The organism is Bradyrhizobium sp. 41S5 (assembly GCF_011516665.3).
GTDB classification, from domain to species: Bacteria; Pseudomonadota; Alphaproteobacteria; order Rhizobiales; family Xanthobacteraceae; genus Bradyrhizobium; species Bradyrhizobium quebecense.
In genome coordinates this window covers 466,055-479,100 of the sequence record NZ_CP083721.1, presented here as the reverse complement: position 1 = coordinate 479,100, position 13,046 = coordinate 466,055, and the positions used below count along the sequence as shown (strand labels likewise).

The following is a 13,046-nucleotide window of genomic DNA, read 5'->3' as shown; positions in this document are numbered from 1 at the left end:
GCCAACCGATTAAGGGCACTGCGAAAATCAAGCCAGGCAATCAGGGTAAAGGCCGGCTAGCACTACCGCATGAATGAGAACGAAAGCAGACTCATCCCCTAAGCCGCGCTTGGGTCAGTGGCCCGGCACGAAGACGTACCAGAAGTGATGGCCCCGTGCTCCTCGCGAACCTTCGGGAGACAAACTTCGCGCTGGTCTGAAAGGGTGGCCTGCCACCCGAAGCCCGGCAGGGGGCAGGGTGGCGGAGAGGGAGGGATTCGAACCCCCGATAGGCTTGCACCTATGCCGCATTTCGAGTGCGGTGCATTCAACCACTCTGCCACCTCTCCGATGGCCCGGGTGATTTGCGCCACCCGCGGTCGGGGCGTGTTCTAGGCGAGGATGGCGGGCCAGACAAGGCGCTGCAATAATATTTCCGTCACCGGCGGCTCGCCCCAGCGAAGCACGGAATGAAGCAAGAAAGCGCGCCGAAACAAAGCGCTAGCGGGACGGTTCGGGTTCGATCGGCGCGCGGGCGAAGCAAAAGCAGCAGGAGCGGCCCATGGAGCATGTGACGATTCGAGCCAATGGCGCGGCGTTCCACGTCGCACGGACCGGGAGCGGCAGGCCGCTGCTGCTGTTGCACGGCTGGCCGGAATTCTGGCTGACCTGGAAGCCGGTGATGGCGCGCCTCGCCGATCGCTACACCCTGATCGCGCCCGACCTGCGCGGCTTCGGCGACAGCGACAAGCCGCAGGGCCCTTACGGCCCCGATCAGCATACCGACGACATGCTGGCGCTGCTGGACGCACTCGACATCGACAAGGCCGGCGTGGTCGGCCACGACGTCGGCGGCGCCGTGATGCAGCCGCTCGCCCGCAAGGCGCCGGAGCGCATTGCGGGGCTGTTTTTCTTCGATTTCGTCTATCCCGGCATCGGGGCGCGGATGGCCACGCCCGACCGGCTGAACCACATCTGGTACCAGTCGTTCCACCAGATGGACATGGCGCCCGCGCTGGTCGGCGCCAGCCGCGAGACCTGCCGCACGTATATCGGCCATTTCCTGCACAACTGGACGCACCGCAAGGCCGCGTTCGACGACGTGATCGAGGACTTCGCCGACAACCTCTTCAAGCCCGGCAACCTCGCCGGCGGCTTCGCGCATTATCGCGCCTCCCATGCGGGGCGCGTGAAGATGATGCAGGGCGAAGCGCCTGCGCTGCCGCCGATCACGGTGCCGACCTGCATCCGCTGGGCCGAGCACGACCCGCTGTTTCCCTATGCCTGGACCGACCGGCTGGGCGAGACCTTCTCGAATCTGGACCTGAAGATGTTCCCCGATGTCGGGCACTTCCCGCATCGCGAGGATTCCGACCGCGCCGCCGCCGAGATCGCCGGCTTCTTCGCGCGGATCAATTGGAAGTAGAAAGTGGTGGGACCGCCAGGACGCGACAAAAACTGGCGGTCCCGTGCCGCTTCTCAATATTGCCGGCCGGGAAGTGCGGCTTCGCCGGTCGGCGGGAGCGACACTGTCCACGGTAGCGGCCGGCGCTGGATCAGCAACGCGAACCCGATCTTAACCTAACCGATCAACCTTACCTGGCGATCGGGCCACCCAAGCCGCTCAGGCATCGGCCTTCTTGGCTTTCTTGGCCTTTTTCTCGCCCTTTTCGCCCTCGTCGGCCTGGTCCTTCTTTTCGCTCTTCTTCTCGTCCTTGCCGTTGTCTTTCTTGCGGTTGGTGTAGCGGGCATTGCCGAGGCCGGTTCCGATGGTCAGCACGCCCCAGCGCGAGACGTCCTGCATGAACGGGACCTCGGCCAGTCCCTGCGCCACGCCGTCATTGTGCATCACGATCGCGGTGTCATGGTCGCCAATCTGCGGGATCGCGTCGACCAGGCTCGCCGGCAGGTTGAATTTGCTGCTCTCCCAATTGCCCGGCAAATTCTGTGCGCCCTTCTCGATCGAGCCGTCCTCGTTGATGACGCCGGGACAGGAGATGCCGATGAACGGCGCGAGCCTGAGGTTGTCCTTCCCTGCGGCTGCAATCAGATCCTTCAGCATCTTCACCAGCCGCTTCACCGCGCCTTCGCGCGTCGGCTCGTCATCGGCGTGGCGCCACAGCTCCGATTTCCAGACCGCCGCCTTGGAGAGATCGGGCGCTTTCTTCCAGCGCGTCTCGACGATACCGCAGCGGATATTGGTGCCGCCGATATCGACGGCGAGCACGCCGTCATGGGCCTCGAAAATCCACGACGGCGCCAGATGCAGCGTGCCGATCAGGCCGGCATCATCGGGATGAAAGCGGATCGGCACCAGATCGACCTTGAAATCCTCCGACTTCAGGATGATGTCGGTGCGCGCGATGGCGAGTTCGCCGAGCCTGGAGTCGCGAAAGCCGCCGCCGACCACGATGCGCTCGGTCCTGGCCCATGCCTTGGTGCCGAGGAAGCGCCGCGTCACATAGGCGAGCTCCTGCGCAAACTCCTCGATCGCGCTGTGCACGACCGCGGAGGCCTCGGTGTCCTCGCCGACCAGCAACTCGTCGAGCTTCTTCTTGCTGATCTGGTCCGAGGGCTCGTCGCCGAACGGATCCTCCTCCGATTTGCGCAGCGGCTTGCGCCAGCGGTCGAGGATCTTGCGGAAAGCGCCCTTGGAGGCGCGATCGCCGAGAAAACCCTCGTCGTCCTTCAGCTCGATGTTGAAGCTGTCGATCTCGACGGATGGCAGCCGCGCGGCACCGTGGTGCGCGATTCCCGTGGTCAGTCCAGTGTCTTCGGCCATTCGCCCTGCCCGCTTGAGATTCCCTGCACTAACGACGGGGAACTCAAATGGTTGCGTCCCGCACGGCGGCGCGTGGCCGGTTGCGGGACGCCATTTCGCAAATGTCTCAGGCGGCCTCCCCCCCAGGCTGTGCTAAAACCCACCTATCGTGCGAGCGCAGCGAGTAATTTAATACCCTCTATGGCGTGGCTTTTGGCTACTTCCGTCCAATTTCGGTCACGCAGGTAAATTTGCAGGCTGCCCGATAGCGGTCGCGACGATAGTGTGAGCGAGCGCACGGCGCAGGGTTCGTTCGTCATGGATCTCGATGACCTTTTCTCGATACCGGGCCAGCTTTTCAAAGAGCAGCGCGCGCTCATAGCGATAATAGTCGCTAGACCAACGCAATTCCTCCCGCAGCGCTGTCCAAGTTGCGCGCGGGTTCTCTTTCGAAGCACGGCGGCGACGGGCGAAGCGCCGCAAAATGCGAAGGGTGTTGGACCATCGAGGAATGTCCAAAACGACGATCTTGTCGGCGCTATCCAAAGCTGGGTCAGCCCATTTGAACTGAACCCCCTCAATGACCCAGCCGCCTTGCTGAACCAACGACAAGAGCATCGCTAATCGCTCATCCGGCGCACGCCGACGATCCCCGCCGGGTTGCTTCACCCAATGGATGTCATCCAACGAATACAGTGGCAGTGCCGCCCCGTCTGCCACTCTACCGGCAAAGGTGGATTTGCCGCTGCCAGTTGGACCGGTTACGAACACTCGCACAGCTGCCTCCCATTCGACCGCCTAATAGTGGACTCATTATATGGCGGCTTATGCGTTGGCGCGACCGAAAAGCCTGTCTATCGGCTTTCCGCCATTTCGGAAGTCTGGAAGGTCGGGGAGATGCCGCGATCCCGCGTTCGTGTAGGTATTCGAACCCAGCACAGGAGCTCTTTATCGAAAACAAAAAAATGTAGAATCAAACCTCTCCTGATCTGCTTCGCCAAGGTGGCTATGAGCTTCATTGAGGGTACAGCGCGAGATCAGTCCAACCTGCTTCCTCCTTGTATCGATGACTATGTTGGGCCTGACACACTCGTCCGTGTCGTCGATGCTTTCATCGACAGTCTGGACCTGCTCAAGCTTGGCTTCACGCGCGCTATTGCGGCATCGACCGGACGACCAGGCTATCATCCCGGCGACATGCTTCGCCTCTATATCTGGGGTTACCTCAATCAGGTCCGATCATCGCGGCATCTGGAGCGCACCTGCAAGCGTGACCTTGAGGCGATGTGGCTGATGCGCCAGCTCGTGCCAGATTATCGGACCATTGCCGCGTTCCGGCACGACTATCCCGACGCGATCGTAGCGGCCAGCGCAGCATTCGTACTGTTCTGTCGCGAACAGAACTTGGTGGGCGGTCGATCGGTCGCGCTAGACGGCACTAAGATGCGGGCTGTCGCCAGTCCGAAGAACATCGCCGGAGCGGAGCGGCTCTCTCGGGACATTGCGCATACCGAAAAAGAGATCGCCTATTATCTCGATCGCCTGGACATTATCGACGAGACCGTAGGGCAGGGTTTCGAAGATCAACCGCTGCACCGCGAGGGCTTCAAGACCGCCATCGCCCCCTTGCAGCGCCGGAAGGATCGGTTGGCCCGGCGACAGCACGAACTCGAGCGACGGGACGAGAAGGTGCTCGTGTTCGGCGAGCCCGAGGCCAAGCCGATGGGATATGCCCATGCGAACGACAGCCATCTTCTTCATCCGATGTCTGTCGCGGCCAAAGCTGTGCTGGAGGTAGATCAGCTCCAGGTGCTCACCGATGGCGGCTATTCAAACGCGGAGGAAGTCGCTCGCTGCGAACGTGAGAACATCGAGGTCGCCGCGCCGATCAAACGTGGTGCAATGAATTCCGAACATTTTCGGCCGGTGCAGTTCATCTACGATGAGGACAGCGACACGATCCGTTGTCCCGGAGGGAAAACACTGCGCCCATCCGGAATCCATACTCGCAATCGAGCGATCGGCTATCGCACCTCCGCCTGCACGACCTGTGCCCTCAAATCGAAATTCACGCCCGGGGCGCAGCGCACGATCCATCGGCTTGTCGATCAAAGCGCTCTCGACCGCATGGAGGCCCGAATCCATGCTAACCCCAGTCTGATGACGATCAGGAGATGCACGGTCGAGCATCCGTTCGGCACGATTAAACGAATGTCGGGCGGCGGAAGGTTCCTGACGAGAGGGCTCAGGGCGGTGAAGGCGGAAGCCGCGTTATCGATCATGGCCTTCAATATTCTCCACGCGGCCAACACTTTCGGAACAAGGTAATTACACCGAACTGAGGTGGGGCCTCGCTTCGCCTCAGCCGAAGTTTGCTGGCGATGCGGTCGGCCGCTGGCGTTTTCGCACAGCCTGCCCTGTAGCGCGCCGCGGGCGTGCTGCGCGACAGATTCGGCATCAGCTTCTGGCGAGCCGCCTCATAGGCCTGCCAATCCGCGGCATCCGGCAGCGACGGCACGGTGAAGACCTCGCCCTGGTCGAGGCCGGCCAGCGCAGCGTTCACCATGTCCTCGGCCTTCATCACGATCTCGCCGGGCAGATGCTCGACCGGCGTGCCGGCGATGTCCCAGAACTCGGTGGCCGTGGCCCCCGGCAGCACGGCCTGGACGCGAATGTTCTTGTCCTTCAGCTCGTGCTGCAGCGAGTGGGTCAGTGCGAGCACGAAGGCCTTGCTGCCGCCGTAGACGCCGTTGAGCAGTTCCGGCTGGACGCCGACGACCGAGGCGATATTGATGATGGTGCCGCCGCCGCGCGCGACGAATCCCGGCACCGCCGCATAGGTCAGGCGCATCAGCGCGTCGACATTGAGCGCGATCAAGTCGCTCATCTTGTCGACATCGGATGCGAGCAATGGCGCGGTGGCGCCGACGCCGGCGTTGTTCACCAGCACGCTGATGCCTTCGTTGCTGCGCAGAACGGATTCGATCCGCGATACATCGCCGCGCTTGGCGAGGTCGGCGGGAACGATCTCGATCGATCGGCCTGTCTCCTGCGAAAGACGCTTGGCAAGCCCATCGAGGCGCTCGCGGTTACGTGCAACGAGGATCAGATCGTAGCCACGCCGTGCGAGCCGGTCCGCATAGATGGCACCGATTCCGGACGACGCACCGGTAACGAGCGCCGTTCCCTTGGCTGACTTGGTCATGTTGGTCTCCTGTTTGACCCGAACGGCCGGTCTTGGCCGCTGCTCAGGTTTTACAGGCGCCCTTGCATGTCTCAAATGTCATATATACACCTTTTTAGGACATAGGCTCGGTCGGAGGGTTCCATGCAGGAGATCGGCTTCGTCATCTTCCCGGACTTCCAGGTGATGGGCTTCACCGCCATCACCGCCTTCGAGGTCGCCAACCTTATCGCAGGCGCGCCCTTCTACGAGGTCACGCTGCTGTCGGAGAACGGTGGCCCGGTGCGATCCTCCGCCGGCTTCAATGTCGAAACCGAAGCCTTTGGCGATCGCAGCTTCGACACGCTGTTCATCGGCGCCGGCCACGAGCTTCACCCGGCATCCCCGAAGCTGATCGACTATATGCGACGCGCCATGACGACATCGCAGCGCATCGCCGCGCCCTGCATCGGCGCCTTCTCACTGGCTGAAGCCGGCCTGCTCGACGGCCGGCGCGTTTCCACGCACTGGCAATTCGCCCCGGAATTGCAGGCCCGATTTCCCGGGCTCAAGGTCGAGCAGGACCGCATCTACATCGTCGACGGGCCGATCTGGACCTCGGCCGGCATGACCGCGACGATCGATCTGGCGCTGGCGATGATTGAGCATGATTTGGGCGTCGAGGTCGCCCGTTCGGTGGCCCGCAAGCTCGTGGTCTATCATCGCCGCACCGGCGGCCAGTCGCAGTTCTCGGCGCTGCTTGAGCTCGACCCGAAATCCGACCGCATCCAGAACGCCCTCAACTACGCCAAGGCGCACCCGCGCAACGAGCTCTCGGTCGAGGAATTGGCCGAGGTGGCACGGCTCAGCCCGCGCCAGTTCAGCCGCGCCTTCCGCGCCGAGACCGGGCAGTCGCCGGCCAAGGCAATCGAGCAGCTCCGGGTCGAGGCTGCCAGAGAATTGATCGGCGACGGCCGCCATTCAATGGACGAAATTGCTGTAGAGACCGGTTTTGCCGATCGCGAAAGGATGCGGCGGGCGTTCTTGCGGGTGCTGGGCCAGCCGCCGCAGACCATCCGCCGGCACGCGCGGGCCGCGGCAAAGACCGCCGCCTGAGGGCAATGCGGGCCGAAAACACGCCAAACCCTTCATTTTTGGCCGGTTTTTGCCTTGCCTTACCTTGACTCCGCGTCGCCAGCAGCTATAAGTCCGCCCATCCGGCGCGGAGTTTTCTCGCGCCGATTGTTTTTGTGCGATCCAGTTTGGGAATTCATTCCCTTCGCGCGAAACACATAACCCATAGCGACTGAACAAAAAGCCGACCCGGGCTAACCGTCCGAGGCCGGAACCGAACACGAAGGAATCAAACGATGTTCGCAGTCATCAAAACCGGCGGCCGGCAGTACCGTGTCGTTCCGAATGATGTACTCGAGATTGGCAAGATCGCCGGCGATGTCGGCACGATCGTGCAGCTAGGCGAAGTTCTGGTGCTCGGCGGTGACACGCCGGTGCTGGGAACGCCCACCGTGGCAGGCGCCACCGTTGCAGCCGAAGTGCTGCAGCACAAGCGCGGCGCCAAGGTGATCGCGTTCAAGAAGCGTCGCCGCAAGAATTCACGCCGCAAGCGCGGCTATCGCGACGAGCTCACGGTGCTTCGCATCACCGAGATCCTCGCCGATAACGCCAAGCCGACCGTCGGCCCCCGGCCGAAGAAGGAAAAGGTCGCAGCGCCCGCCGATGGCGAGGACGCAGCACCGAAGGCGGCCAAGAAGAAGGCGCCCGCAAAGGCGCCGGCCGCGAAGAAGGCTCCGGCCAAGAAGGCCGCGGCCAAGAGCTAAGAAGAAGTGATCGTCGCGCCTTCAGATGTGATGCGTGACAAAACGTGAAATGATTCCGTCAAGGAATTGATCTAGAGATCAAAGCGAAGTCGGAGACGAGCTATGGCTCATAAAAAAGCAGGCGGTTCATCGCGCAACGGACGTGATTCCAAGGGCAAGCGCCTTGGCATCAAGGCGTTCGGTGGCGAGCGCGTGATCCCCGGAAACATCATCGCGCGTCAGCGCGGCACCACCTGGCATCCTGGCCTTAATGTCGGCATGGGCACCGATCATACTCTCTTCGCCAAGGTCGAGGGTCATGTCGAGTTCCGTGCCAAAGCCAATGGCCGCACGTTCATCTCGGTTATTCCGATGGCAGAGGCGGCCGAGTAGACGGTGGACACACATGAGTCCGCCGGGTCCTGTTGAACCGGCGGAGCAGCACAAGGGCTCCAGGGGGAGGCGGGATGACCGGCCTCCCCTTTTTGTTGCGCGCGTTCGACTTCGACCGCGCGCAACGTTCCAAGCGTTGCGTACCGATTGTCGCATCACAGGAGCTCGACATGTTGCAGGACATCCCGACGTCGACCTTGCGCGAAGCAAGAGCTTGCGTCCTCGAGACCGAACGGCTGACATTGCGCAAGCCGACGCTCGCGGACGTAAAAGCCATCGCACGCCTCGCCAATGATCGCCGCATCGCGGAGAACACCCGCCGCCTGCCGCATCCCTATACGCAGGACGACGCCATCGACTTCGTGCGCGCGCTCGGCGCCGGCGGACGCGAAACCGTCTTCCTGATCGAGAACAATCACACGCCGATCGGCATGGTCGGCATCGACTGGCGCGAGGAGACCGCGGCCGAACTCGGCTACTGGCTCGGTGTCGACCATTGGGGCCAGGGCTTCGGCACCGAGGCCGCGCGCGCGGTGATCGACTACTTCTTCGAGGAATTCGATCTCGACCAGCTGATCGCTGGCGCCCGCGTCGTCAACCCGTCGTCACGCAACATCCTCGAGAAGTGCGGCTTCCAGTGGAGCGGCGTCGAGCTGCACCGCTTCGAGGCGCTGGGCTCATCGAGCCCGGTGGATGCCTTCCGGCTGTCGCGCGGCGTCTGGGCTTCGCTGAAGAGCTGGAACAACTCGACCCGGCGGGAGAGCTAAGGCTTCTGGTCTTCACCCTCCCCTGGAGGGGGAGGGTCGTTGCGCGTGGAGCGCAGCGGAAGGCGCAACGGGGTGGGGTGATCTCTCCCATCTGGCGCTGTCGGATGAGGAGGGACCTTCACCCCACCCCGCCGCTCATTGCATTCGCGTCGACCCTCCCCCTCCAGGGGAGGGTGAGCCTTACGCCGGCGGATTGATCGCGGAATCCGTGCGTCCGAGCTGCTGCTCGCGCACGAAGATGTAAAGGCCGGCCGCGATGATGACGGCGGCGCCGATGATCGTGGCCCAGGACGGCACGTCGCCGAATACCACGAAGCCGAAGATCACCGCCCAGACGATCATCGAATACTGGTACGGCACCACCACGCTCGCCGGCGCGAGTTTCAGCGAGCGGTTCACGCACAGCAGCGCCGCAACCGAGATGATGCCGGCGGTGAAGAACAGCACGAGGCTGCCGGCCGTCGGCGTCACCCAGCCGAACGGCGAGAGCACGAGGCCCAGGATGAAGGTGCCGCCGAATTGCGACGTCGCCAGCACGATATCGGGCGTCGCGCGCAGCGATCGCGTGATCAGCATCAGCACCGCAAACGACAGGCTGCCGCCGAGCGCGATCATCGCCGGCCAGCTGATGGTCTGCGCCGATGGCCGCAGCGCGATCAGCACCCCGCAAAAGCCGACCAGGATCGCGGTCCAGCGCCGCCAGCCGATATGCTCGCCGAGCACGAGACCCGAGATCGCGGTGACGAAGATCGGTCCCGCCAGATAGTAGGTGATGACGTCGGCGAGCGGCAGATAGACGGTCGCCAGGAAGAACGCCGCGACCTCCAGCGTCGACAGCGTGACGCGCAGCAATTGCAGCCACGGACGCTCCAAATGCAGGAAATCCGCACGCCGCTGCCACACGATCGGCAGCAGCACGAGCAGCGCCGCGCATGCGCGCAGCCACAGCAATTGCCCGACCGAATAGGTGGCGACGATGAATTTGCCCATCGCGTCGCCGAACGAGAACATGAAGATCGACAGCAGCATCAACCCGATGCCGGCGAGCCGCGCCGATCGATCATCGTAGGAGGACAGTTTTGCGAACAGGCTCATTGTTCTCTTGTTGTCGCCGCCTCTGAGTCGGGCCGGACCTGCCGCCGGTTTTACCGACGTCGTTGCGCAGGACAACCCCGGCAGCTGCAGATCGAACTAATTGTCGCAGTGCAGCGCCTGCGCTACCGGTAGGGCAGCCATTCAAGAAGCAGAGCAGGAAACGCCGCATGAGCGAATTCGACCCCACCCAGCATCGCATGGTCCCCGCGCAGCGGTGGTTCGAGGATTTCGTGCTCGGCGAGCGCTTCGTGATTCCGAGCCGGACCCAGACCTCGGCCGTGTTCGCGGCGTTCCAGACCGCGAGCGGCGACACCCATCCGATCCATTACGACGTCGAATATTGCCGCACGCGGGGCATGCCGGACCTGCTCGCGCACGGCTTCCAGACCCTGGTGCACACCGCGCCCGGCGCCGGGCTGTTTCCCTATGTCGTGGAGGAATCGCTGGTCGGCTTCCTGGAACAATCGAGCAAGTTCCTGAAACCGGTCTATGCCGGCGATACCATCTACCCCGCGCTGGAGGTGGTCGAGCTCGCACCCGGCCGGACCACGGGCGTCGTGACGCTGCGCTCGACCGTGCACAACCAGCGCCGCGAGCTGGTGTTGGAGGGGGTGCAGAAATTCCTGGTGCGGCGGCGGCCCACTTAACCGCTCGGGGTCGCAAAAAGGCCCGAAAATTAAGGCTTTTCGCCGAAGTCAGGGCCTTTCCGGGTTGCCGCCGCGGCCCCCCTGCCCTAACTAGTACGGATCATGAAATTCCTCGATGAAGCCAAGGTCTATATTCGCTCCGGCGACGGCGGCAACGGCTGCGTCGCGTTCCGGCGCGAGAAGTTCATCGAGTTCGGCGGCCCCTCCGGCGGCAATGGCGGCCGCGGCGGCGACGTGATCATCGAGGCCGTCGACGGGCTGAACACGCTGATCGACTACCGCTACCAGCAGCACTTCAAGGCGCCAAAAGGCACCAACGGCATGGGCAAGGATCGCCATGGCGCCAACGGCAAGTCGATCGTACTCAAAGTGCCTGTCGGCACCCAGGTGTTCGACGAGGACCGCGAGACGCTGCTGCACGATTTCACCGAACTCGGCGAGAAATTCGTGCTGGCCGAAGGCGGCAATGGCGGCTTCGGCAATGCGCATTTCAAGTCTTCCACCAACCGCACGCCGCGCAACGCCAATCCCGGCGCCCCGGGCGAGGAGCGCTGGATCTGGCTGCGGCTGAAGCTGATTGCCGATGCCGGCCTGGTCGGCCTGCCCAATGCCGGCAAATCGACCTTCCTCTCGGTGGTCAGCGCGGCACGGCCGAAGATCGCCGACTATCCCTTCACCACCCTGCATCCGCAGCTCGGCGTCGTGAATTACGGTGGCCGCGAATTCGTGCTCGCCGACATCCCCGGCCTGATCGAAGGCGCGCATGAAGGTGCCGGCCTCGGCGACCGCTTCCTCGGCCATGTCGAGCGCTGTCGCGTGCTGCTGCATCTGGTCGATGCCACCAGCGAACACGCCGGCAAGGCCTACAAGACGGTGCGCACCGAGCTTGAAGCCTATGAAGGCCAGCTCGCCGACAAGATCGAGATCGTCGCGCTCAACAAGATCGACGCGGTCGAGCCGGACGAGTTGAAGAAGCAGAAGGACCGCCTCAAGCGGGCGGCGAAGAAGACGCCGCTGTTGCTCTCAGGCGCGACCGGCGAAGGCGTGCAGGATGCGCTGCGCGCGCTGGTCGAGGTGATCGGCGAGGCGCCGGTGTCCAACAAGGCCAAGGGCCAGGCGGAGCCGTGGGCTGTGCCAGTGCCGCAGGGTTGACGGCGCAAGCCGAACAACACTTGGACTTTCCAAGCCACATCGTGGCGCCTCTTGCTTCCACCTTCCCGCCAGACCAAACCCATGAAACGCCCCGCGCTCAAGAACTTTCGCCGCATCGTCGTCAAGGTCGGCTCATCGCTACTGGTCGACTCGCAGGCCGGCGAGGTCCGCGCGTCATGGCTCGCCGCACTGGTCGACGATATCGCAAAGCTGCACAAGGGCGGCCGCGAGATCATGGTGGTGTCGTCGGGCTCGATCGCGCTCGGCCGCAGCCGCCTGAAGCTGCCGCGCGGCTCGCTGAAGCTCGAGGAGAGCCAGGCTGCCGCCGCAGTCGGCCAGATCGCGCTGGCGCGAATCTGGTCGGAGGTGCTCGGCCATCACGGCATCGGCGCCGGGCAGATCCTCGTCACGCTGCAGGATACCGAGGAGCGCCGCCGCTATCTCAATGCGCGCTCGACCATCGCCAAGCTGCTGGAATGGCGCGCGGTGCCCGTCATCAACGAGAACGACACGGTCGCGACCACCGAGATCCGCTACGGCGACAATGATCGCCTCGCCGCCCGCGTCGCCACCATGGCGAGCGCGGACCTGTTGATCCTGCTGTCCGATATCGACGGCCTCTACACCGCGCCGCCCGCGGTCGATCCCGACGCGAAGCTGATCCCGGTGGTCGAAAGCATCACCTCGGAGATCGAGGGGATGGCCGGCTCGGCCGGCTCCGAACTGTCGCGCGGCGGCATGACCACCAAGATCGAGGCGGCGAAGATCGCGACCACTGCCGGCACCCACATGCTGATCGCCTCCGGCAAGATCGAGCACCCCTTGCAGGCGATCGCCGACGGCGGACGCTGCACCTGGTTCCTGACCCCGGCCAATCCCGTCACCGCGCGAAAGCGCTGGATCGCCGGCTCGCTCGAGCCGAAGGGCACACTTACGATCGATGCCGGTGCGGTGGCGGCGCTGCGTGCCGGCAAGAGCCTGCTACCGGCCGGCGTGATCCGGGTCGACGGCCAGTTCGCCCGCGGCGACGCCGTGGTGGTGCGCGGCCCCGACACCCATGAGATCGGCCGCGGCCTGGTCGCCTACGACGCCGAGAATGCCGAGAAGATCAAGGGCCGCTCCTCGCCCGACGTGATGGCCATTCTGGGCATCAGCGGCCGCTCCGAGATGATCCACCGCGACGACCTCGTGATCGGCCCGGCCGGGGCGATCCCGGCCAAGTAGGGCATTGGATAGGCTATTGCCGACGGGCTGGGCCTGCCGACCACCTGC

The 13,046-nt window shown here is 63.8% G+C and carries 13 protein-coding genes and 1 tRNA gene; 9 read left to right on the top strand and 5 right to left on the bottom strand.

All coding sequences use genetic code 11. From position 1 onward, the window contains the following. Positions 1-239: 239 nt before the first annotated feature. Positions 240-329, bottom strand: a tRNA-Ser gene (locus tag HAP47_RS02375). Positions 330-541: 212 nt separating this feature from the next. On the opposite strand from HAP47_RS02375, the gene HAP47_RS02370 reads away from it, so the two are divergent. Then, complete coding sequence (locus HAP47_RS02370; protein WP_173639602.1) at positions 542-1,405, top strand: alpha/beta fold hydrolase; 864 nt, start codon at positions 542-544, stop codon at positions 1,403-1,405. A gap of 198 nt (positions 1,406-1,603) precedes the next feature. On the opposite strand, the gene HAP47_RS02365 is transcribed toward HAP47_RS02370, so the two are convergent. Beyond that, positions 1,604-2,761 (bottom strand): ROK family protein, encoded by a 1,158-nt coding sequence (locus HAP47_RS02365; protein ID WP_173639603.1) that lies wholly within the window; start codon positions 2,759-2,761, stop codon positions 1,604-1,606. Positions 2,762-2,977: 216 nt separating this feature from the next. Further along, a complete protein-coding gene (locus HAP47_RS02360; protein ID WP_173639604.1) occupies positions 2,978-3,517 on the bottom strand; it encodes a hypothetical protein in 540 nt (179 codons plus the stop codon). Positions 3,518-3,748: 231 nt separating this feature from the next. On the opposite strand from HAP47_RS02360, the gene HAP47_RS02355 reads away from it, so the two are divergent. Further along, on the top strand, positions 3,749-5,068 hold the full coding sequence (locus HAP47_RS02355; RefSeq protein WP_173639605.1) for a transposase: 1,320 nt from the start codon (positions 3,749-3,751) through the stop codon (positions 5,066-5,068). Here the strand turns inward: HAP47_RS02355 and HAP47_RS02350 are convergent. Further along, positions 5,028-5,945, bottom strand: coding sequence for an SDR family NAD(P)-dependent oxidoreductase (locus HAP47_RS02350; RefSeq protein ID WP_173639606.1), 918 nt, complete (start codon positions 5,943-5,945; stop codon positions 5,028-5,030). The genes HAP47_RS02355 and HAP47_RS02350 overlap by 41 nt on opposite strands. Positions 5,946-6,068: 123 nt before the next feature. On the opposite strand from HAP47_RS02350, the gene HAP47_RS02345 reads away from it, so the two are divergent. The 4 genes from HAP47_RS02345 to HAP47_RS02330 all read left to right on the top strand — a co-directional run bounded on the left by HAP47_RS02345 (position 6,069) and on the right by HAP47_RS02330 (position 8,880). Then, on the top strand, positions 6,069-7,019 hold the full coding sequence (locus HAP47_RS02345; protein WP_173639607.1) for a GlxA family transcriptional regulator: 951 nt from the start codon (positions 6,069-6,071) through the stop codon (positions 7,017-7,019). A gap of 254 nt (positions 7,020-7,273) precedes the next feature. Continuing rightward, positions 7,274-7,741, top strand: a complete 468-nt coding sequence (gene rplU / locus HAP47_RS02340; RefSeq protein WP_173639608.1) for a 50S ribosomal protein L21 — start codon at positions 7,274-7,276, stop codon at positions 7,739-7,741. A gap of 102 nt (positions 7,742-7,843) precedes the next feature. Further along, complete coding sequence (gene rpmA / locus HAP47_RS02335; protein ID WP_024583287.1) at positions 7,844-8,113, top strand: 50S ribosomal protein L27; 270 nt, start codon at positions 7,844-7,846, stop codon at positions 8,111-8,113. A gap of 170 nt (positions 8,114-8,283) precedes the next feature. Further along, on the top strand, positions 8,284-8,880 hold the full coding sequence (locus HAP47_RS02330; RefSeq protein ID WP_173639609.1) for a GNAT family N-acetyltransferase: 597 nt from the start codon (positions 8,284-8,286) through the stop codon (positions 8,878-8,880). A 180-nt stretch (positions 8,881-9,060) separates the two neighbouring features. Here the strand turns inward: HAP47_RS02330 and HAP47_RS02325 are convergent, their stop codons facing one another. Further along, positions 9,061-9,975 carry a DMT family transporter gene (locus tag HAP47_RS02325; protein ID WP_173639610.1) on the bottom strand — a complete coding sequence of 305 codons (915 nt, stop codon included), beginning with the start codon at positions 9,973-9,975 and terminating at the stop codon, positions 9,061-9,063. 167 nt (positions 9,976-10,142) lie between these two features. Between HAP47_RS02325 and HAP47_RS02320 the strand changes: the two genes are divergently transcribed. The 3 genes from HAP47_RS02320 (at position 10,143) to proB (ending at position 12,998) form a co-directional block, all read left to right on the top strand. After that, positions 10,143-10,622, top strand: coding sequence for a MaoC family dehydratase (locus HAP47_RS02320; RefSeq protein WP_173639611.1), 480 nt, complete (start codon positions 10,143-10,145; stop codon positions 10,620-10,622). Between the two features lie 102 nt (positions 10,623-10,724). Then, the gene (gene obgE / locus HAP47_RS02315) at positions 10,725-11,774 is read left to right on the top strand and encodes a GTPase ObgE (protein WP_173639612.1); all 1,050 of its coding nucleotides are present in this window, start codon (positions 10,725-10,727) and stop codon (positions 11,772-11,774) included. 81 nt (positions 11,775-11,855) lie between these two features. Continuing rightward, the gene (proB, locus tag HAP47_RS02310) at positions 11,856-12,998 is read left to right on the top strand and encodes a glutamate 5-kinase (protein WP_173639613.1); all 1,143 of its coding nucleotides are present in this window, start codon (positions 11,856-11,858) and stop codon (positions 12,996-12,998) included. Positions 12,999-13,046 lie beyond the last annotated feature (48 nt).

Coding starts and splice junctions, on each gene's coding strand:
- HAP47_RS02350 (WP_173639606.1), bottom strand. CDS start 5,945: ATGACCAAGTCAGCCAAGGGAACGGCGCTCGTTACCGGTGCGTCGTCC.
- proB (WP_173639613.1), top strand. CDS start 11,856: ATGAAACGCCCCGCGCTCAAGAACTTTCGCCGCATCGTCGTCAAGGTC.
- HAP47_RS02320 (WP_173639611.1), top strand. CDS start 10,143: ATGAGCGAATTCGACCCCACCCAGCATCGCATGGTCCCCGCGCAGCGG.
- HAP47_RS02365 (WP_173639603.1), bottom strand. CDS start 2,761: ATGGCCGAAGACACTGGACTGACCACGGGAATCGCGCACCACGGTGCC.
- obgE (WP_173639612.1), top strand. CDS start 10,725: ATGAAATTCCTCGATGAAGCCAAGGTCTATATTCGCTCCGGCGACGGC.
- HAP47_RS02370 (WP_173639602.1), top strand. CDS start 542: ATGGAGCATGTGACGATTCGAGCCAATGGCGCGGCGTTCCACGTCGCA.
- rplU (WP_173639608.1), top strand. CDS start 7,274: ATGTTCGCAGTCATCAAAACCGGCGGCCGGCAGTACCGTGTCGTTCCG.
- HAP47_RS02355 (WP_173639605.1), top strand. CDS start 3,749: ATGAGCTTCATTGAGGGTACAGCGCGAGATCAGTCCAACCTGCTTCCT.
- HAP47_RS02325 (WP_173639610.1), bottom strand. CDS start 9,975: ATGAGCCTGTTCGCAAAACTGTCCTCCTACGATGATCGATCGGCGCGG.
- HAP47_RS02345 (WP_173639607.1), top strand. CDS start 6,069: ATGCAGGAGATCGGCTTCGTCATCTTCCCGGACTTCCAGGTGATGGGC.
- HAP47_RS02330 (WP_173639609.1), top strand. CDS start 8,284: ATGTTGCAGGACATCCCGACGTCGACCTTGCGCGAAGCAAGAGCTTGC.
- rpmA (WP_024583287.1), top strand. CDS start 7,844: ATGGCTCATAAAAAAGCAGGCGGTTCATCGCGCAACGGACGTGATTCC.